Source organism: Xanthomonas sp. NCPPB 3218 (assembly GCF_056725185.1).
Genome location: NZ_CM161516.1, coordinates 1745018 through 1759904 on the forward strand (window position 1 = coordinate 1745018; position 14887 = coordinate 1759904).

At 63.9% G+C, this 14887-nt stretch carries 30 protein-coding genes and 1 pseudogene; 20 read left to right on the plus strand and 11 right to left on the minus strand.

Annotated elements, in window-relative coordinates:
• Window positions 1–125 precede the first annotated feature (125 nt).
• From AC1PLS_RS07610 to AC1PLS_RS07630, 5 genes are read right to left on the minus strand one after another with little or no spacing between them, the layout of a single operon-like run.
• Complete coding sequence (locus AC1PLS_RS07610) at window positions 126–404, minus strand: KTSC domain-containing protein (protein WP_481104322.1); 279 nt, start codon at window positions 402–404, stop codon at window positions 126–128.
• Complete coding sequence (locus tag AC1PLS_RS07615) at window positions 401–1009, minus strand: hypothetical protein (protein ID WP_127159244.1); 609 nt, start codon at window positions 1007–1009, stop codon at window positions 401–403. The genes AC1PLS_RS07610 and AC1PLS_RS07615 overlap by 4 nt, the downstream gene beginning before the upstream one ends.
• A 38-nt stretch (window positions 1010–1047) precedes the next feature.
• Window positions 1048–1302, minus strand: a complete 255-nt coding sequence (locus tag AC1PLS_RS07620) for a hypothetical protein (protein ID WP_481104323.1) — start codon at window positions 1300–1302, stop codon at window positions 1048–1050.
• Entirely contained in the window at window positions 1299–1424 is a 126-nt protein-coding gene (locus tag AC1PLS_RS07625) for a hypothetical protein (RefSeq protein ID WP_481104324.1), read from the minus strand. The genes AC1PLS_RS07620 and AC1PLS_RS07625 overlap by 4 nt, the downstream gene beginning before the upstream one ends.
• The gene (locus AC1PLS_RS07630; RefSeq protein ID WP_481104325.1) at window positions 1421–1636 is read right to left on the minus strand and encodes a hypothetical protein; all 216 of its coding nucleotides are present in this window, start codon (window positions 1634–1636) and stop codon (window positions 1421–1423) included. Before AC1PLS_RS07630 ends, AC1PLS_RS07625 begins: the two co-directional genes overlap by 4 nt.
• Before the next feature lie 425 nt (window positions 1637–2061).
• Here AC1PLS_RS07630 and AC1PLS_RS07635 point away from each other — a divergent pair, with 425 nt between their 5' ends.
• A complete protein-coding gene (locus tag AC1PLS_RS07635) occupies window positions 2062–2307 on the plus strand; it encodes a hypothetical protein (RefSeq protein ID WP_481104326.1) in 246 nt (81 codons plus the stop codon).
• Window positions 2308–2324: 17 nt separating this feature from the next.
• Here AC1PLS_RS07635 and AC1PLS_RS07640 read toward each other — a convergent pair whose 3' ends face one another.
• From AC1PLS_RS07640 to AC1PLS_RS07650, 3 genes are all read right to left on the minus strand, one after another.
• Complete coding sequence (locus AC1PLS_RS07640; RefSeq protein WP_481104327.1) at window positions 2325–2696, minus strand: hypothetical protein; 372 nt, start codon at window positions 2694–2696, stop codon at window positions 2325–2327.
• Window positions 2697–2841: 145 nt separating this feature from the next.
• Entirely contained in the window at window positions 2842–3465 is a 624-nt protein-coding gene (locus AC1PLS_RS07645; protein ID WP_481104328.1) for a hypothetical protein, read from the minus strand.
• Window positions 3466–3487: 22 nt separating this feature from the next.
• On the minus strand, window positions 3488–4180 hold the full coding sequence (locus AC1PLS_RS07650) for a S24 family peptidase (protein WP_481104329.1): 693 nt from the start codon (window positions 4178–4180) through the stop codon (window positions 3488–3490).
• Window positions 4181–4256: 76 nt separating this feature from the next.
• On the opposite strand from AC1PLS_RS07650, the gene AC1PLS_RS07655 reads away from it, so the two are divergent.
• Window positions 4257–4514, plus strand: coding sequence for a hypothetical protein (locus AC1PLS_RS07655; RefSeq protein WP_481104330.1), 258 nt, complete (start codon window positions 4257–4259; stop codon window positions 4512–4514).
• A gap of 25 nt (window positions 4515–4539) precedes the next feature.
• Here AC1PLS_RS07655 and AC1PLS_RS07660 read toward each other — a convergent pair whose 3' ends face one another.
• Window positions 4540–4962 carry a hypothetical protein gene (locus AC1PLS_RS07660; RefSeq protein ID WP_481104331.1) on the minus strand — a complete coding sequence of 141 codons (423 nt, stop codon included), beginning with the start codon at window positions 4960–4962 and terminating at the stop codon, window positions 4540–4542.
• A 261-nt stretch (window positions 4963–5223) separates the two neighbouring features.
• Between AC1PLS_RS07660 and AC1PLS_RS07665 the strand changes: the two genes are divergently transcribed.
• The 5 genes and pseudogenes from AC1PLS_RS07665 (at window position 5224) to AC1PLS_RS07685 (ending at window position 9056) form a co-directional block, all read left to right on the plus strand.
• Window positions 5224–5703 (plus strand): phage regulatory CII family protein, encoded by a 480-nt coding sequence (locus AC1PLS_RS07665; RefSeq protein ID WP_047130269.1) that lies wholly within the window; start codon window positions 5224–5226, stop codon window positions 5701–5703.
• Window positions 5700–5891: a hypothetical protein gene (locus tag AC1PLS_RS07670; RefSeq protein ID WP_184620175.1), complete on the plus strand. Its 192-nt coding sequence runs from the start codon at window positions 5700–5702 to the stop codon at window positions 5889–5891. Before AC1PLS_RS07665 ends, AC1PLS_RS07670 begins: the two co-directional genes overlap by 4 nt.
• Window positions 5888–6892 carry a hypothetical protein gene (locus AC1PLS_RS07675; protein WP_481104332.1) on the plus strand — a complete coding sequence of 335 codons (1005 nt, stop codon included), beginning with the start codon at window positions 5888–5890 and terminating at the stop codon, window positions 6890–6892. The genes AC1PLS_RS07670 and AC1PLS_RS07675 overlap by 4 nt, the downstream gene beginning before the upstream one ends.
• Window positions 6889–8304: pseudogene (dnaB, locus tag AC1PLS_RS07680) on the plus strand (replicative DNA helicase); the annotation flags it as partial. The gene AC1PLS_RS07675 and the pseudogene dnaB, both read left to right, overlap by 4 nt.
• 110 nt (window positions 8305–8414) lie before the next feature.
• Entirely contained in the window at window positions 8415–9056 is a 642-nt protein-coding gene (locus AC1PLS_RS07685) for a hypothetical protein (RefSeq protein ID WP_481104333.1), read from the plus strand.
• Window positions 9057–9079: 23 nt separating this feature from the next.
• On the opposite strand, the gene AC1PLS_RS07690 is transcribed toward AC1PLS_RS07685, so the two are convergent.
• Window positions 9080–9505 carry a hypothetical protein gene (locus AC1PLS_RS07690; RefSeq protein WP_481104334.1) on the minus strand — a complete coding sequence of 142 codons (426 nt, stop codon included), beginning with the start codon at window positions 9503–9505 and terminating at the stop codon, window positions 9080–9082.
• Window positions 9506–9576: 71 nt separating this feature from the next.
• Between AC1PLS_RS07690 and AC1PLS_RS07695 the strand changes: the two genes are divergently transcribed.
• The 7 genes from AC1PLS_RS07695 to AC1PLS_RS07725 are packed head-to-tail and all read left to right on the plus strand — an operon-like array spanning window position 9577 to window position 11900.
• The gene (locus AC1PLS_RS07695) at window positions 9577–9975 is read left to right on the plus strand and encodes a hypothetical protein (RefSeq protein WP_481104335.1); all 399 of its coding nucleotides are present in this window, start codon (window positions 9577–9579) and stop codon (window positions 9973–9975) included.
• On the plus strand, window positions 9972–10145 hold the full coding sequence (locus AC1PLS_RS07700) for a hypothetical protein (RefSeq protein WP_181105622.1): 174 nt from the start codon (window positions 9972–9974) through the stop codon (window positions 10143–10145). Before AC1PLS_RS07695 ends, AC1PLS_RS07700 begins: the two co-directional genes overlap by 4 nt.
• The gene (locus tag AC1PLS_RS07705; protein ID WP_481104336.1) at window positions 10142–10387 is read left to right on the plus strand and encodes a hypothetical protein; all 246 of its coding nucleotides are present in this window, start codon (window positions 10142–10144) and stop codon (window positions 10385–10387) included. Before AC1PLS_RS07700 ends, AC1PLS_RS07705 begins: the two co-directional genes overlap by 4 nt.
• Window positions 10384–10605, plus strand: a complete 222-nt coding sequence (locus AC1PLS_RS07710; RefSeq protein ID WP_481104337.1) for a hypothetical protein — start codon at window positions 10384–10386, stop codon at window positions 10603–10605. The genes AC1PLS_RS07705 and AC1PLS_RS07710 overlap by 4 nt, the downstream gene beginning before the upstream one ends.
• Window positions 10602–11123, plus strand: a complete 522-nt coding sequence (locus tag AC1PLS_RS07715) for a hypothetical protein (protein ID WP_481104338.1) — start codon at window positions 10602–10604, stop codon at window positions 11121–11123. The genes AC1PLS_RS07710 and AC1PLS_RS07715 overlap by 4 nt, the downstream gene beginning before the upstream one ends.
• Window positions 11120–11368 (plus strand): hypothetical protein, encoded by a 249-nt coding sequence (locus AC1PLS_RS07720; RefSeq protein ID WP_481104339.1) that lies wholly within the window; start codon window positions 11120–11122, stop codon window positions 11366–11368. The genes AC1PLS_RS07715 and AC1PLS_RS07720 overlap by 4 nt, the downstream gene beginning before the upstream one ends.
• A complete protein-coding gene (locus AC1PLS_RS07725) occupies window positions 11358–11900 on the plus strand; it encodes a hypothetical protein (RefSeq protein WP_104623317.1) in 543 nt (180 codons plus the stop codon). The genes AC1PLS_RS07720 and AC1PLS_RS07725 overlap by 11 nt, the downstream gene beginning before the upstream one ends.
• Here the strand turns inward: AC1PLS_RS07725 and AC1PLS_RS07730 are convergent.
• Window positions 11897–12100 (minus strand): hypothetical protein, encoded by a 204-nt coding sequence (locus AC1PLS_RS07730; protein ID WP_481104340.1) that lies wholly within the window; start codon window positions 12098–12100, stop codon window positions 11897–11899. The two genes, AC1PLS_RS07725 and AC1PLS_RS07730, sit on opposite strands and share 4 nt — an antisense overlap.
• Before the next feature lie 595 nt (window positions 12101–12695).
• Here AC1PLS_RS07730 and AC1PLS_RS07735 point away from each other — a divergent pair.
• The 6 genes from AC1PLS_RS07735 to AC1PLS_RS07760 are packed head-to-tail and all read left to right on the plus strand — an operon-like array spanning window position 12696 to window position 14860.
• Window positions 12696–13211, plus strand: coding sequence for a glycoside hydrolase family 24 protein (locus tag AC1PLS_RS07735; protein WP_481104341.1), 516 nt, complete (start codon window positions 12696–12698; stop codon window positions 13209–13211).
• A complete protein-coding gene (locus AC1PLS_RS07740) occupies window positions 13208–13711 on the plus strand; it encodes a hypothetical protein (RefSeq protein ID WP_481104342.1) in 504 nt (167 codons plus the stop codon). Before AC1PLS_RS07735 ends, AC1PLS_RS07740 begins: the two co-directional genes overlap by 4 nt.
• The gene (locus AC1PLS_RS07745; RefSeq protein WP_047130278.1) at window positions 13708–13920 is read left to right on the plus strand and encodes a hypothetical protein; all 213 of its coding nucleotides are present in this window, start codon (window positions 13708–13710) and stop codon (window positions 13918–13920) included. Before AC1PLS_RS07740 ends, AC1PLS_RS07745 begins: the two co-directional genes overlap by 4 nt.
• Window position 13921: 1 nt before the next feature.
• Complete coding sequence (locus AC1PLS_RS07750; protein ID WP_481104343.1) at window positions 13922–14053, plus strand: hypothetical protein; 132 nt, start codon at window positions 13922–13924, stop codon at window positions 14051–14053.
• 34 nt (window positions 14054–14087) lie between these two features.
• Complete coding sequence (locus AC1PLS_RS07755) at window positions 14088–14693, plus strand: hypothetical protein (protein WP_481104344.1); 606 nt, start codon at window positions 14088–14090, stop codon at window positions 14691–14693.
• Window positions 14690–14860 carry a hypothetical protein gene (locus AC1PLS_RS07760; protein WP_172453037.1) on the plus strand — a complete coding sequence of 57 codons (171 nt, stop codon included), beginning with the start codon at window positions 14690–14692 and terminating at the stop codon, window positions 14858–14860. The genes AC1PLS_RS07755 and AC1PLS_RS07760 overlap by 4 nt, the downstream gene beginning before the upstream one ends.
• Window positions 14861–14887: the final 27 nt, after the last annotated feature.

The following is a 14887-nucleotide window of genomic DNA, read 5'->3' on the forward strand; positions in this document are numbered from 1 at the left end:
GCTCCTTCTCGCGCACATATCGGCGGTGCGTGCGGTTCCCTTCCTGCCTTTAACGTCTGACCTTCGAGAGTCAATGCGCGGTGCGATCGCGTCCGTGGACACATGCCACGGATCAGGGTTTGGGATCAGGCCGCGTCGGAGAGCGGACGGTCTTCGACCTTGCGGTAGGGCCAGCGCACCGGGTCGGCCTTGATCACCTTGTTGAAGTGGCCGCCCTTCGACTCGGCCGCCTGCAGCGCGGCGTAGTCCTCAGCGGTGACGTTGTCGTAGTGGTAGAGCGAGGTGATCTCGCCCCTCCAGTTCTTGAAGCGCACGGCCAGTGTCTGGCTGGCGGCGTCGTGGCCGATCGCCGCGATCTGGCGGCTTTCCACGTCAACCAGCGGGATGCGGACGGGCGCGTTCATGCCGCCGCCTTCTTGCCGGCGTCGATCAGGCTCGCGGCTTCGGCGGCAGCTGCCGCGGTGTCCTGCGCATCCAGGGTGTCGCCGCCTTCGGTCAGATCCTCGGCAGCCTGGCCGGCGCGCTTCGGCGCGATCAGCGACAACAGCACGTCTTCGCGGATCAGCGCCTCCGACAATTCGGCCAGTTCCTGCGGGTCGACCTCAGACGAGGCGGTAAAGGACATCGCCAAGCTGCCGCCTTCCTTCGGCTCGATCACGAAGCGCTTGAGCTTCACGTCGACCAGAACGATGGGATCGCCGGCTTCCAGCAGGCCGGCCAGGTGCATCTCGTAGCCGGTGAACTCGTGGCTCAGCTTCAGCGGCTCCAGCGCCGGATGCTTCACTGCGGTCAGGCCATCACCGCCGATCTGCGGCAGATCCTGCTGCTCGCCCTTCGCCGGCTTGCGGAACAGGTCGTGCCGCAGCGTGGAATCGAACGAATCGAGCGCTTCATTGCTGACGCTCAGGACGAACTTGATGTCGGCGGCCAGCTGGCGTTCTTCGCCGTGCCGCTGGATGCGTTGGTTGACGTTGGCGATTGACGCCTCGTGCCTTTCGAGCTGAAACATTTAATACCTCGTCGGTGGTGCCGGCGGACCGGCGGGGATCAGCGGATGCCGCGGCGCGGCGGTTCCGGAAAATCGGGCGTGCTATCGGTGGCCGGCTGCGCCTGGTCGCGGTGTGCGCTCGCTCGGGCGTTGCACCAGCTTTCGGGCAGATGCAGCGCCAGGAAAAATGCGATCGTGTGGAGCGCTTGGGCGATCAGAGCGGCGTTGCGGCTATAGGCAAGCCAGCCAAACGCCACCAGCACGACAACCAGCACGCACAGCCACGCGAAGCTGCTGTAGCGGCGGCCGGTCACGAGAACACCGCCTGTGCCAGCAGCGTCAGCACAGCGCCCACAACCATGCACACGATCGCGAACGGAATGTCCTCGCGCAGCATGTGGCGCTGGAATTCCTTCTCATCCATCTCGTCCATCACGCAGCCTCCGGGCCGTCGAAGTAGGTGGTTGCCGACTCGTCCCGATCGCGCACGTGCTGCGATGCCTGCACGCGCAGAGGGCGCACGCTGTCGGGATTGAAGGTGCGCACCAGCTGCGCCACGGTGATCGCGCCATAGCCACGATTGAGCGCGATGTCGCGCACCAGGTCGGCACCGCGCGCAGCGGTGGGGAAGGGGATGACGGCGCTCATTTCTTACCCCGCATAAGCTTGCTTGTGTGTGGCGCGAGCGCAATTTCTGGCAAAATCGCGGGTCGCCTTTTGGTAAGACGTCTGCCATGCATCGTCGAACGACCGCCCAGCCGATGATGCGAGTCACGACCTCGGAGATGTGGACAGGGGACGAGTGGCTGGTAAACGCCTACATCCACCAAGGTCGGAGCGAGGTGCCGGTGGAATGGATCGTGGATGCGGCACGCGGCAAAGATCTGGCAACCGCCCGAGAACAGGCAGTCGGTATGGGGAGGGAGCTCGCTGACATCCTCCACAGAATTTATGCCAACGCGCGGGCGGCGCGGAAGCTGCAGGAAGACTGACCCGCACGAAGCCGAACTGCTGTGGCTGTCAGGCTCTCGGTACCCACCGCACACGTCGAAGACAGGCGCATACTGGCGCGCATGACGATATCCGTACCATCCCACGGCTACTGCGGCGAGTTCCGCGTCGACACCATGGAGGTCCAAACGCCGGGGGCGGCGATCTGGACGTCCCACGTGTACATCTACCACCGCGACCAGAGCGCAGCAGTCGCGACCGTGGAAGGTGCCGGACAGGCGCAGCACCGCAGTGATGCGCGCGACCAGGCTATGCGAATTGGCCGCAAGATCGCATTGACTCTGGATCCGCAGCAGTACCGGGTTTGATGCCAAGGGGGGCGTGATCATGCCGCCACCCGCCACGGCATCACGGCGACTGGCGCCGGCTTGGCTTCGTACACCGTCAGGTAGTGCTGCACCGCCTCGATGCGCGAGCAGTCCACGTCGTCCATGCGGCCGGTGATTAGCTGCGACAGGTAGTCGGTGACTGCGGCGCGCAGGATCTCGGCAGCGCCTTCGTCGTTGCCTTGGGCCAGGTGGCCGGCGATCAGGGCCAGCTGCTCGGTCGTCAGCTCGCCCAGCGCCTCGCTCAGTACGCTGCCATCGCGGTGCAGGGCCAGCGCCAGAACGTCGGCGCGCTCGTCGGACAGCTCATGCCGGCTGCAGGTCGCGCAGCCGCATTGCGGGTGGTACGGGTGGCAGCGGCAGCTGGACATCTACGTTCTCCGTCGCACGTCCCCGGCGGGATCCGGGTGTTTCGTTGCGATGGATGTAGATTACCAAACGGTAATTCCATGTCAATACCAGATGGTAATTATTTTTGGCGTGGCTTAGCCCGCTTCAGGGGAGCGTCGACGGGAGTTAGAACGTTCCTGACTGCTGTGGGGCAGGAGCCGAGCGCTGCAGCCACTCTCTGTAGGAAGTCGATCTGGCGACGATCCTCACCTTGTAGGGCATTGGGGCTGGGTAGTAGATGACGTCCATGTTTGGTTGATGCCAGTACACATTCCGCTCCGAGGTAAACCCCGCGAGCTGGCCGTACTTTTTACTAAGCAAAGAGATGAATGCCTGCCTGTCCTCGTAGGAGGCATCAGCAGACTGCTCGACGGCTACCTCCGCCAATCTGCCGGCCTGGATAATTCCAGCTGCTCGCGTGTCTATTCCTGCCGGAACCTGCTCTGCTCGAAACAGGATGGCAATGTTCTTGGGGAAGTCCGCCGTTTGCTTTACCTCAACGCCATCAATAGCAACTACTTCATTGAGCCGCGGTATAAAGCACGGGGTGACAGGCTGCAGGCTTGCCACTTGATAATCCCCGTCTGGGATATACCGAGCGCATTCTGGCATGGTGTTTGATGAACCGATCTCGAGCCCAACGAAGCTCGTTGCGGCTGGGAGCGGTCCAGGCGGCGAGGCGTTGCTGCTGTCCTGCCTACTGCAGCCGAGTATGCACACGCAGGCCAGGGCGCTCGTTATCAACTTCATGTTGTTGCCTTGCTCCTAATCTCTAGAACCTGCGAAACCCGGCGTGTACTAGCGCTTTTCCACGGACGGTCAGATCCATCGGATCACAGCGCCACTCTTTAAATTCAGGGTTCGCACTCACTACATACAGACCATCGCTTCTCTTTTGCAGCATCTTGATCTGTGTCTCACCGTCGTAGCTGATCAGGTAGTAGTCGTCACCGTCGAAGTAGTCGATTGACGTGTCGATCCATACGATGTCGCCATCTTCAATCTTGGGACGCATTGAGGGCCCGCGCCCAGTGATGATTTGGATTCGCCCAGGTTTTGGGAGAAAGCCGAGCTTTCGGCGCACCTCCCATTCGGCCACCTCCATGACCTTCATAACCTCAGGAAAATCTTGGTTCACCACCCCTTGCCCCATCCCTGCTGCTCCTTCAAAAAGCTGGAAGCGAAGGTAGCCCTGAGGGGTCTCAGCAGCTAAGACGGTTGAGGTCGGAGACGTGGACGTCGCATCACTGTCGAGGTAGCCAGTAGGCATGCCGGCGGCTTGCTCGAGCGACCTGGCCTTTTTCTCCCCAAACGACTTTTTCCCGTTGAGCAGGCCTGACAGCTCGCCTTGATTGATGCCAACGGCGCCTACGAACGATGCCTGTACGCCAGCATGGCGGTCATCGATCCAAGCACGCAGACGGGCGCGACGCAGCGCAACGATGGTGGGGTCTGTAGAGGTCATGACCGATTTTCCCTTACCTATCGGTAATTGACCAAAAGGTATTGACTCAGAATTACCAAAGAGTAATATTCGGCGCATGGACACTCTGCGCAGCTACCTCACGACCTTGACCCCAACCGAGCAGGCCGACTATGCCGCTCGCGCTGGCACTTCCATTGGCTATCTCCGCAAGGCGATGAGCAAAGGCCAGCGTTTCGATGGCGGCTTGGTGCGCCAGCTGCACGTTCAGAGCCAGGGAGCCGTCTCTCTGACCGAACTGCGGCCTGATATCTGGCCGCCGGCCAACCCCGCAGGGGAGGTCGCCGATGCTGCCTCCCGGCAGGAGGCTGCCTGACATGTCGCCGCAAGATCGCAGAGACCTAATCGCTGTTTGCATCGTGGCCTTTGTCGTTGGCACCAACTCTTTCAGCCTCGGCATGGTCGTCCAGAACCATCTGGGAAAGTCTTTCTGCAGCGACGAAGGTCGCGCAGACAGCAAGCCAGAACGCGGCGATGCCCATCCAGCTCCAGACAGCGGAATCAAGAGTGGAACGAATGGCATCAACGCCAGCGGTGCCGCCGACAGTCAGGATTTTGTGGTGGGTCTGGATGTCCGACATAACCAGCATTTTCGCCGTGCCCAATCCAGCAAGTCCGAAGATGCCGGCACTGAGGCCGCCAAAGGTGATCCCGATAAAGAATTCGGAGATACGCAGGCAGACGCGCGGCTTCTTCACCGCCAAGGCCGCCAGCCCTCCGGCAAGTGGGATGCAGATGGCCACAATTAATTGAATCCAATTCATATGTCCGTCTCCGGTCGATGTGGTGGTTGGCTCCCCATATCGTACCGGTGGGCGGGCACCCACCTAGCTTCCCTTCCGTAACAGCTTCACCAGCATGCGGCCGTCGACCCACCGCAGCCCAAACACGTTGCCTCCCACACGCACGATCGTCGTGACGTTTGGGGCCCTTCTTCTCGCTGACTTTATCCGTCGTTGCAGTGCGTCCATGGCGCAAAGCGTGGCGGATGTTCCCTTCACGTTCCCCGTTCAGGTGTCCCGCCAATGAACATCTCCGATGCAGCACACAAGACCGTCAAAGACTATCCCGGCGGCAGCCTTGCCCTGGCTACACGCCTGATCTCGATCAACGACAAGGGCGAGGAGAAGCAGATGTCTGCGGCCGTCCTCCGCAGCAAGGTCAACCCGAACACGCGCACGCATCACCTGACCCTGGCCGAAGCCAGCGAAATCATGGGGCTGAGCGGCGACTTCCGGATCCTGCACGCGCTGGCCGCCGAGCACGACTTCATCGTCCAGCGCGCCGACGTGACGCTGGCCGGCGGCGTTGTCGAATCGCTGCTGGATGCGGGCGAGCTGAAGGGCAAGCTCTGCAAGCTCATTGCCGATTCGTACGCAGACCAGGTGCTCACGCTCAACGAGGCAAAGGCACTGGCAACGCTGTGCGGCCAGCTGCAGGCGATCTTCGGCCAGATGGCGCAGGCCGCGTTCGCCGAGGCCAAGGTCACGAGGGCCGCAGCATGATTCTGCAGCTGCTCGAGGACTGGCGCCGCGAGCGCCGCATCCGCCGCTTGGCTGAGTTGCTGCGGCAGGCGCAGGGGGCCGGCAAGAAGGCCGTTGCGCGCGCCTACTGGCTCGACATGAAACGCGAATGCGAGGGCCGTAGCGACCGCCAGGTGAAGCGCATGGAGCGGGCAGGGCGATTGGTATGAGCACCGACACCGAAACCCGGTCGGCGCGCAGCCGCTACCGCAAGGTGGAGGTCAGGACGTGGGGCGACGAGAAGTTCCGCGCGCTTTCGCCGATGCCGCCCAGCGGTCAGGGCCTGTGGCTGTATCTGATCACCGGCCCCCACACCGGCCCCATCCCTGGACTGTTCCGTGCCGGCCGGGCCGCGATGGCTGAGGAACTCGATTGGGAACTGGAAGCCTTCGACAAAGCCTTCGCGGAAGCCTTTCGGCAAGGCATGGTCAAAGCTGACTTCAAAGCACGTGTGGTGTGGATTCCCAAGGCCATCCAGCACAACCGCCCGGAGTCGCCCAACGTGGTGCGCAGCTGGGCTGCGGAGTTCGATCTGATTCCCGAATGTGCCCTTAAGTCTGAGGCTTTGGAATGCCTGAGAACCTTTGTTTGCAAGCTTGGAGAGGGTTTCGCTAAGGCTTTCGATGAGGCTTTCGGAAAGTCTTCCGGAAAGCCTTCCCCTAAGGCTATGCCTAATCAGGAACAGGAACAGGAACAGGAACAGGAACAGGAGCAGGAACAGGAGCAGGACGAAGCATCTTCGCTTCGCTCAGAGTCGTCCCCGCAGCTGACGCTGACGGGCGACCACCCACCGCCTGCCGATCTGAAGGCCAAGCGAGCAAGCCGCATACGTCGGATCGCCGAGGACGCGCAGGCTGCGTTCAACGCAACGCTGGCCAAGCCGAATGGTGTGCTTGCGAAGTGCACGGTGCTCAACAAGCCAAGGCTGAAGGCCATTGAGGATTGCCTGCCAACTGTGCGGCAACTGTGCCAGCAGCGCACCGGCAGCGAGCGTGTAACACCCGAATTCTGGACGGCGCTGTTCGAGACGGCTGCTGACGACGAGTTTCACTCCGGCCGCCAGCCTGGCGGTGCGGGGCACGAGAACTGGAAGCCCGACTTCGAGTACCTACTGCGCGAGAGAGTCATCGCGAAGCTGTTCGATCGGGCGATGACGGAGAACGCAGCATGAGCACGATCTACGACTACGACCACCACGCCGACGAGTCGCAATTTCTCGACCAGCTGGACGCCGAGCGCGCCGAGAGCGCGTCTATGTGGCACGACCGGCCATCGGAAGTAGTGCGCATGCCGCCGCACAGCGTGGAAGCCGAGCAGGCTGTGCTCGGTGGTCTGATGCTAGTCAACCGGGCATGGGACGACATCGCCGACCTGGTGGAGGAGGGCGACTTCTACCGCCGCGACCATGTGCTGATCTTCCGCGCCATCCGCGAGATGGCGACAGCGAACCCGCGCCGGCCGTTCGACATGGTGACCATGGGCGACTGGTTCAAAGCGCAGGGTCTGCTGGAGCAGGTGGCCGATGGCGCGTACCTGATTGAGCTGGCCAGTACCACGCCGTCGGCGGCCAACATCCGAGCCTATGCGGAGATCGTGGCGGACAAGGCGCGGCTGCGCCGGCTGATCCAGGTCGGCACCGACATAGCCAACGCAGGCTACAACCCGGACGGGCAGAGCAGCATCGAGCTGATCGGCGCCGCCCAATCGCGCATCGGCTCGCTGATGGACAGCCAGCCGTGCGAGCTGGAAGCAGTGGCGCCAGTGATGGATCGCGTGTTCGAACGCCTGGGCGAGCGCTCCCGCGACGGCGGCGGTATCCATGGCATCACCACCAGCATCGACGACCTCGACACGCTGCTGGGTGGCCTGAAGCCTGGCGGTCTGTACGTCCTGGCGGCGCGTCCGAAGATGGGCAAGACCACGCTGGCGCAGAACATCGCCGAGCACGTCGCACTGCGCCTGCGCAAAGCGGTCGCGGTCTTCAGTTTCGAGATGCAGGCCGAGGAGCTGGGCGACCGCATGCTGGCTTCGGTGGGCGGCATCGATGGCAACCGGATCCGCTCCGGCGACCTGGACGACGTGGACTGGACGAACGTCACCAGCGCTATGCGCAAGCTGCGCGCGGCGGACATCTTCGTCAGCCGGCCGCGCCGCGCACGCGTTGAGCACGTCAGCTCGCAGGCACGCCGGCAGCACGCACGCACGCCGCTGGGCCTGATCGTTATCGACTACCTGCAGCTAATGGAGATTCAGGGCGACAACCGCGCCAACGGCGTCGGCGATATCAGCCGCGGCCTGAAGCTGCTGGCCGGTGAGCTGGGCGTGCCGGTGCTGCTGCTGTCGCAGCTCAATCGCAAGCTGGAAGACCGCCCCGACAAGCGCCCGCAGCCCGCGGATCTGCGTGACTCCGGATCGATCGAGCAGGACGCCGATGCGGTGATCTTCATCTACCGCGACGAGGTGTACCACCGCGACAGCCGCTGGAAGGGCACCGCCGAGCTGCTGGTTCCGCTGCAGCGCAGTGGCCCGCCTGGCGAGGTGCGCGTGCTCTACATGCCGGAGCGCTTCAAGTTCCAGAACCTGCCCGAGTACTGGGAGCCGGCGCCGATTGAAAGTGACGACGGCAAGCCGGTCCCGCGCTCGCGCGGCTTCCGCAACCTCAAGCCGCGCACGCCGCGGCAGGACGTCGACGCATGACCATGACTGCTGCAGCAAAGAAGATCCGCGCCAAGCGCGCATCGCGTCCGATCTATGCGCTGATCGAGCGCGTGGTGGTGATGGACACCGGTGAGGAGCGGCTGGCCATGCTCGCCGAGCATCCGGTCGACCGTGAGTTGATGAAGCAGCGCGGCTACCGGCGCGGCCAGGAGGTGCGGCTGGAAATCAAGGCGCCGCGCGACGCCTGGCGCCACCGGTTGCTGCACAAGATCGGCCAGCTGATGGTCGAAAACGTCGAGGGCTGGGAGAACCTGGACAGCCACGAGGCGATCAAGCAGCTGCAGCGCGAGGCGAACGTCTGCTGCGAGCAGATCGACATGGACGCCACGCCGGTCGTAGCCGCGGTGCTGGCCGCGTCAGATGCAGCCTTCGGTCCTGGCGCCGCGAAGCTGCTGCGCGAAGTACTGCCGAGGATCGAAACGATCCCCGTCACGGTCGCGCGGTCGCTGGCATTCGATTCGATGGATGAGGACGAGTTCCGTCGGCTGTTCGAAGGCATCACTCGCCACATCGGCGTGGCGTATGCGCACGTGCTGATCAACGACATTCTGGCCGAGTTCTGGCTGATGGCCAACGGGCAGGGCATGCAGCCGGCGCCGGCGTGGAGGGCTGCGTGAAAACCTATCCCATGCCGACCGGCTCACACGTCCAACTTGGGGACCTCAGTAGGGTCCTTCATAGGAACTGGCGATACGTTTGCGACAAGCCGAGCCAGCTTGACGTCTTGCATGCCTCCTTCGATTTTCGATCCGTTCTCTACCGCCTGAGCTACCTGCCTCAAGAACACAGTGCCCTCGCCCAATTCGGTCTGATTAGGGAGGCACTCTTCAGTGCTCTCAAGGATGGGCTCCTGCTCAAGTTCAAGCTCTTCGCAAAGGAGCTCGATAAGCAAAATATTGCCGTCGTATGTCAAACCAAATTCGTTGACCCTTGTATTGCTCTGCCACAACGGCCAAGCCAGATTGGCTTTGCCGAGCTGCAGGAAGGCCATGGCAGCGGGCATTACTCCGCAGGCAATGAGGGACAAGTTGGCAAGCTGAGTCCGACGGGCAGGGTCTTTGATCATCGCGCGATCCTTGGCTGTGGTTGGCTTTCGGACGATGAACTAATCGCTCCGACACTGCAACGGTGTGGCAAATGATGCGCCGCGCCATCAAGCCGGCGACGCGCGCCGGGCAGGCATACCAGGACGCCGCGCGCGCACTCGGCTGCGTCGTGTGCCGCTGGCGCATCGCCGCCGGCCTGCAGCGCGCCATCCAGTGCGGCCACACGCAGATCCATCACCGCAACCTCGGCGACCTGCACGGCCAGAAGCAGATCGGCCAGCACGCGGTCGTCGCCCTGGGCGCCTGGCACCACGACGGCGACCAGATGCCCGGCATGACCCGCGACCGCATGCGCGAGGTCTTCGGACCCAGTTTTAAGCACCACGCCCGCGAGTTCCGTGTCTGGACGTTCGACGTCCTGGGCGGCCGCGGCACCGAAGCCTGGCAGACCTACCAGGACCAACTACTCAACATCCCGAGGGCAGCATGAACCAGCAGCAATACGAGAACGCCCGGCTCGCCGGCCACCGCGCGCGTCAGGCCAGCAAGAAGCGCGACGACTCACCGAAATACGCCATGGGCGAAGAGGGCGCACTGCTCCGCGAGGCCTGGCGCGAAGGTTGGGACGAAGCTGATGAAGAGCGGAGGAAGGCGGCATGAGCATCCAGCAGTCAGCGAGGCTGATCTCGAACGGCGATCAGCGCGTGGAGAGTCTGACCAAGCGCGAAGAGTTCGCGAAGGCGGCGATGCAAGGGATCGTCGGCAGCATCCAGAGCGAGGACGGCTACAACCGTTTGGCGCGGCACGCGGCCGTGAACGACATGAAGGTCAGCCAGCTGATTGCCCACGACGCCGTGAAGCTGGGGGACGCGCAGCTGGCCGAACTGGAGAAGCAGCCATGACCGCCACCCCGATCCGATTCGAGGGCAAGGTGTTCGCCAGCGTTGCAGAGCTCTCGCGCACCTATCCGGCCTATGCGCGGTGCATTGACGCAATCCGTGACGGCGCCGACACGATTGCCGAGGTGGAGCGGCGCGTAGCCGTCGGCAAGCAGAAGGCGATCGCCAATACACGTGAGCGGGCGCGGCAGGCCTATGTGCTGAAGGCAGGTGCACGATGACTCTGCGCGTGGTGTTCGGGATTGACCCCGGCATGTCCGGCGCCGTGGCCGCACTGATCGACGGCGAGGCTGGCCCGATCCTGGACATGCCGACGATGACGGTCGGCAAGAAGCAGGAAGTCGATGCGCGTGCGATCGCAGTCTTCATCCGCGAGATTCGCAGCCAGCACCCGGGCGCGGTATTCGTGGGATGCGTGGAGCGCGTTCGGGCGATGCCGCCGAAGGGGGACCGGAAACCGGGTGCGCAGTCGTCGATGAACTTCGGCGAGAGCTACGCCAAGGCCAAGGCGGTGCTCGAGGTGATGGGCATCCCCTTCAGCCTGGCCGAGCCGCAGAGCTGGAAGCGCCATTTCGGACTGATCGGCAAGGACAAAGAAGCTTCGCGACAACTGGCCATCCGCCGGTTTCCATCTGCAGCGTCATATCTGATCCTCAAGAAGCACAGCGACCGCGCTGAGGCGTTGCTGATGGCGCTGTGGCACGAGCAGAAGAACCAGCCGGGAGCCATCGCTGCATGATGCTCAACCCGACGAACCTGAGCCGGCCCGAGGCCTACTACGAAAAGCTGCTGCGGAAGCGGTACGCAGCGGCAGTGCGCAAGCGCGGGCTGTGCGCGTTCTGCAGCTGCCGCGATCGGACGCTGGGGATCGTGCACTGCCAGGGCAACGAGAGCCGGCAGATGGGGATGTGCCAGGACGACGGCAGGCTGCCGCAGTTCCGGCTGGATGATGAAACGTTGGAGGAATTTCGCCATGCGGCGTAATGAGGATCCGCTGCTCGCTGAGCTGCGCCGGTGGGGATACGCCCACGCAAACCGCTACACCCTCAGCCGCGCCGACCGCAGCCGGCACGTGTTGGAGAATGCCAAGGACTACGCGCCCAAGACGGTGGAGCAGGCCTTCTGCGAGCTGGTGGAGCGCGATGGTCGCCAGCGGCGGCGCTTCATGGCCGAGCGGGCTGGGCTGACATCGCTCGGCGAGATCCCGGCCTGGGCAGTAGATCCGGTGCGCGCGCGAAACGACGCCGACCGGCCGCACGACAATCCGGAGGTCGCCGTCGATATCGGCATCCCTGATGACCTGCGTTGGATCGACCGGGCGCTAGCGTCAATGAGCAGGCAGTTCCCGCTGCGCGTGCTGGTGGTGCGCACCGAGTTCACCGTGGCGGCGAGCCAGGCTGTGAAAGCCCGCATGGTGGCGGAGCAGTACGGCGGCAAGGTTTCGATATGGCAGTACCGCCGAGAGCTAGAACGCGCCGTCGATTGGTTCGCCGGCGCCTGGGCCAATGCGGCTTAGCCCCTGATCGCCTTGACCAATGCATCCACCGCGACTTGTGCTTCTTCCATCGTTGAGTACTTCTCGCTGTGCTCGTCGCCGTTCGACATTCGCACGTCGACACGAAACTGGTTCCCGCCGACCATGAAGACGGCGATGGGACTGCTCACGGAAACGATCTGGGCGATGACTAAATGAGTGGCGCTGTACGTGACGAACATCTTCGATCCTCCATGAGTGGTTTCCAGAAAATAATTTGACCTATCAGTATTGACAAGTTGCACAAGCAAATGCCCTAATTCTGCAACTGTCAAAAGTTCCCCCTGAAACCCGGCCCAGTGCCGGGTTTTCGCGTTTCTGGGGCCCAATACCGACCGCTGCCAGCGTGCCAGGTCCTCGTCGAGAAGCGAGGCGCTGCGCGCCGGGATCGCGCACGGGCCGGCGACATGACGCCGCCCACCCATCCGCCGGCGGCGGTCGGTACCTATCGGAGAGCACTGCCGCGATCTGCCCAGCTGGGCGGGACCAGCGCGGCGCAGCGGACCTACTGAAGGGACAGGACCACCGCGGCGGTGCTCGCCGTTCTTCAATGCCCGCATCCGAGACCGGATCAACCCTCGTGCCTAGCCGGCAGCGGGGCGGGCACCTATCGCCGCTTGGACTGGGAGTACCCGGTCGCGGCACCTCCGGCTCGTCGAGAGACGCCCGGGTGACGGCTGCACATGCAGCGCCGGAACCGTAACCGGCACCTATTTCCGCCGCCGACGCGCGGCTCCAGCCCTGCCAGCCGGCGGGGCTTTTTGTTTGGAGGCAGCAATGGCGGTCATCACGCCCGAACAAGCCGGTGGCCGCAACGTCGTGGCTTTCCTGGACATGCTGGCGCATTCCGAGGGCACGTCCACAAGCCCGGCCACGAAGAATGCCGGGTATGACGTCATCGTCACCGGCGCCGATCGTAAGCCGGAGATCTTCACCGACTACAGCCGGCATCCGTTCGCCGGCGGCCGCAAGTCGAAGGCGATCAACTCGAAGGGTCTGACCAGCAATGCGTCTGGCCGCTACCAGTTCATGCTCAAGGATTACGCGCACTACCGCGACCTGCTGAGGCTGCCGGACTTCGGCCCGCTCTCGCAGGACCGCTGGGCGCTGCAGCTGATCAAGGAGCGGCGCGCGATCGCTGACATCCAGGCCGGTCGCTTCGTGGAAGCGGTGGCGAAGGTGCGCAACCTGTGGGCCAGCCTGCCGGGCGCCGGCTACGGCCAGCCCGAGCACGCCATCGACAAGCTCATCGCCGCGTACAAGAAGGCCGGCGGCAAGGTTGGGAGCGCATGACGATGCCGGACCTGGACGACGAAGCCCTGCTGACCGCAGAGCGCGAATCGCTCAACGAGGCCGTGCTGCTGCTGCAGGAATGCTGGGGCCGGACAACCCGCCCACGTCGCGACAGCCGGCACGTGCTGCGTCTGGGCTACGGCCGGGCGATCGAAACCCGTGAGCAGAGTGAGCGCGCCGCCACCCTGGAGCTGACCGAGGACGTCATGGAAGCCCAGGAGACACTGCGCGGTCGATTCTTCGAGCTGCTGGCGGTGCACCCGGAGATGCGCGGCTCGCTGCCGTACATCATCGCCATCGCCGACATCATCGGCGCCACGGTGGTGCGCGACAGCGCCGACCTGTGGGCAGCGGCACGCAAGGGCGACTGGCTTGAGTTCGGCTCAGTGATCCAAGAGTTCCGCTGGGAGATGTTCAGCGATGCCACCGAGCGCGATAAGCGCGCAGTGTCGCGCCTGGTCATGCGCCTGGTCATGGGAGCATCGGCGGTCATGCCATGACCTTCATCACCCGAAACATGGGCACGGCTCGACTCGGCATCGCCTTGATCGTGTTCCTGCTCTATGGCTTGGCCATCGCGGTGCTCGTCAACTCGGAAATCCCGGCGGGCAATAAGGACGTGCTGATGCTGCTCCTGGGCAACCTGGGCCCGCTGATGGGTGCCATCGGTGGCTACTACTACCGGGCGCAGCGAGAGGCGGGCTCCTGACATGGCCGACAACTGGGACCGCGGCCTGCCGCCGCCACGCGATCCACCCGGCTGGCTGATCACCACCCTGTGCGGCCTGCTGCTGGCCGGGCTGGCCTGGATCTGGATCGCCTACACCAACACGAGGGTCTGAGCATGTACGGGAACTCATTCGACGGAATGATCGGATGCTTCGCGATCGCCTGTGCCTTGGCCGGTGGCGCCATTTTCGCAGTGGCCTTCTGGCTGATTCCATGGCTTTGGGAGCTGCTGAAGCCCTGGCTGCACACGGTGACCGCATGAACCGCATAGCGATCGCCATCATCGCCGCGCTTGTGTGGTCGGGGGCCATGTTCGGTGCCGGCTGGGCCTGGCGCGGTGATCGTGCCGAGGGGGCCACCAGCAAGCAGGAGGCAGGGGCCGCCCTCGGCGCCCTGGCCGGGGAGCAGGCCGCCCGATCCATCGAACACCAGCAGGCCGGAGCCGCGCAGCAAGCCGGCGATAAGGCCACCACCCGAGAGGACAAGATCGATGCTGACTACGACGCGCGCATTGCGGCTGCTGTTGCTGGCCGTGACTCCGAGCTTGGCCGGGTTCGGCGGCTGTGGGCAGGTTGTGAAACCGACCGTCTGTCCGGTGGTGCCGCCGCTGCCGCAGAAGCTGCAGAACAAGACCGACTACGCGGGGCAAGTGCGGCGCGAGTTGTACGAGCCTGCGAGCTCGCCCAGTCCGAGCGCGACGAAGCCGTCGACCGATACCAAGCTCTCCGACAGCCAGCTGAGGTGACGCCATGAGTCTGGGAACACCTCAGTTGATCTATCTGGCGCTGGCCATGCTCGGCATTGGCCTGGAAATCGCCAGGCACGGCGAGCCCAAGACGGGGCACCACGACGCCGTGTCCAGCATCGTCGCCACCTTCCTGATAATTGCCCTGCTGTGGTGGGGCGGTTTCTTTCCCTGACCCATCGGCCCCACCCGGAGGGCCAAA

What these genes read in the sequence shown, in the direction of transcription:
- AC1PLS_RS07635 (WP_481104326.1), top strand. Translation starts at nt 2,062, where the DNA reads ATGACGATATCCGTACCATCCCACGGCTACTGCGGCGAGTTCCGCGTC.
- AC1PLS_RS07655 (WP_481104330.1), top strand. Translation starts at nt 4,257, where the DNA reads ATGGACACTCTGCGCAGCTACCTCACGACCTTGACCCCAACCGAGCAG.
- AC1PLS_RS07760 (WP_172453037.1), top strand. Translation starts at nt 14,690, where the DNA reads ATGAGTCTGGGAACACCTCAGTTGATCTATCTGGCGCTGGCCATGCTC.
- AC1PLS_RS07715 (WP_481104338.1), top strand. Translation starts at nt 10,602, where the DNA reads ATGACTCTGCGCGTGGTGTTCGGGATTGACCCCGGCATGTCCGGCGCC.
- AC1PLS_RS07740 (WP_481104342.1), top strand. Translation starts at nt 13,208, where the DNA reads ATGACGATGCCGGACCTGGACGACGAAGCCCTGCTGACCGCAGAGCGC.
- AC1PLS_RS07745 (WP_047130278.1), top strand. Translation starts at nt 13,708, where the DNA reads ATGACCTTCATCACCCGAAACATGGGCACGGCTCGACTCGGCATCGCC.
- AC1PLS_RS07645 (WP_481104328.1), bottom strand. Translation starts at nt 3,465, where the DNA reads ATGAAGTTGATAACGAGCGCCCTGGCCTGCGTGTGCATACTCGGCTGC.
- AC1PLS_RS07610 (WP_481104322.1), bottom strand. Translation starts at nt 404, where the DNA reads ATGAACGCGCCCGTCCGCATCCCGCTGGTTGACGTGGAAAGCCGCCAG.
- AC1PLS_RS07665 (WP_047130269.1), top strand. Translation starts at nt 5,224, where the DNA reads ATGAACATCTCCGATGCAGCACACAAGACCGTCAAAGACTATCCCGGC.
- AC1PLS_RS07650 (WP_481104329.1), bottom strand. Translation starts at nt 4,180, where the DNA reads ATGACCTCTACAGACCCCACCATCGTTGCGCTGCGTCGCGCCCGTCTG.
- AC1PLS_RS07685 (WP_481104333.1), top strand. Translation starts at nt 8,415, where the DNA reads ATGACCATGACTGCTGCAGCAAAGAAGATCCGCGCCAAGCGCGCATCG.
- AC1PLS_RS07730 (WP_481104340.1), bottom strand. Translation starts at nt 12,100, where the DNA reads ATGTTCGTCACGTACAGCGCCACTCATTTAGTCATCGCCCAGATCGTT.
- AC1PLS_RS07725 (WP_104623317.1), top strand. Translation starts at nt 11,358, where the DNA reads ATGCGGCGTAATGAGGATCCGCTGCTCGCTGAGCTGCGCCGGTGGGGA.
- AC1PLS_RS07705 (WP_481104336.1), top strand. Translation starts at nt 10,142, where the DNA reads ATGAGCATCCAGCAGTCAGCGAGGCTGATCTCGAACGGCGATCAGCGC.
- AC1PLS_RS07640 (WP_481104327.1), bottom strand. Translation starts at nt 2,696, where the DNA reads ATGTCCAGCTGCCGCTGCCACCCGTACCACCCGCAATGCGGCTGCGCG.
- AC1PLS_RS07700 (WP_181105622.1), top strand. Translation starts at nt 9,972, where the DNA reads ATGAACCAGCAGCAATACGAGAACGCCCGGCTCGCCGGCCACCGCGCG.
- AC1PLS_RS07670 (WP_184620175.1), top strand. Translation starts at nt 5,700, where the DNA reads ATGATTCTGCAGCTGCTCGAGGACTGGCGCCGCGAGCGCCGCATCCGC.
- AC1PLS_RS07690 (WP_481104334.1), bottom strand. Translation starts at nt 9,505, where the DNA reads ATGATCAAAGACCCTGCCCGTCGGACTCAGCTTGCCAACTTGTCCCTC.
- AC1PLS_RS07710 (WP_481104337.1), top strand. Translation starts at nt 10,384, where the DNA reads ATGACCGCCACCCCGATCCGATTCGAGGGCAAGGTGTTCGCCAGCGTT.
- AC1PLS_RS07750 (WP_481104343.1), top strand. Translation starts at nt 13,922, where the DNA reads ATGGCCGACAACTGGGACCGCGGCCTGCCGCCGCCACGCGATCCACCC.
- AC1PLS_RS07675 (WP_481104332.1), top strand. Translation starts at nt 5,888, where the DNA reads ATGAGCACCGACACCGAAACCCGGTCGGCGCGCAGCCGCTACCGCAAG.
- AC1PLS_RS07630 (WP_481104325.1), bottom strand. Translation starts at nt 1,636, where the DNA reads ATGAGCGCCGTCATCCCCTTCCCCACCGCTGCGCGCGGTGCCGACCTG.
- AC1PLS_RS07755 (WP_481104344.1), top strand. Translation starts at nt 14,088, where the DNA reads ATGCTTCGCGATCGCCTGTGCCTTGGCCGGTGGCGCCATTTTCGCAGT.
- AC1PLS_RS07695 (WP_481104335.1), top strand. Translation starts at nt 9,577, where the DNA reads ATGATGCGCCGCGCCATCAAGCCGGCGACGCGCGCCGGGCAGGCATAC.
- AC1PLS_RS07660 (WP_481104331.1), bottom strand. Translation starts at nt 4,962, where the DNA reads ATGAATTGGATTCAATTAATTGTGGCCATCTGCATCCCACTTGCCGGA.
- AC1PLS_RS07720 (WP_481104339.1), top strand. Translation starts at nt 11,120, where the DNA reads ATGATGCTCAACCCGACGAACCTGAGCCGGCCCGAGGCCTACTACGAA.
- AC1PLS_RS07615 (WP_127159244.1), bottom strand. Translation starts at nt 1,009, where the DNA reads ATGTTTCAGCTCGAAAGGCACGAGGCGTCAATCGCCAACGTCAACCAA.
- AC1PLS_RS07735 (WP_481104341.1), top strand. Translation starts at nt 12,696, where the DNA reads ATGGCGGTCATCACGCCCGAACAAGCCGGTGGCCGCAACGTCGTGGCT.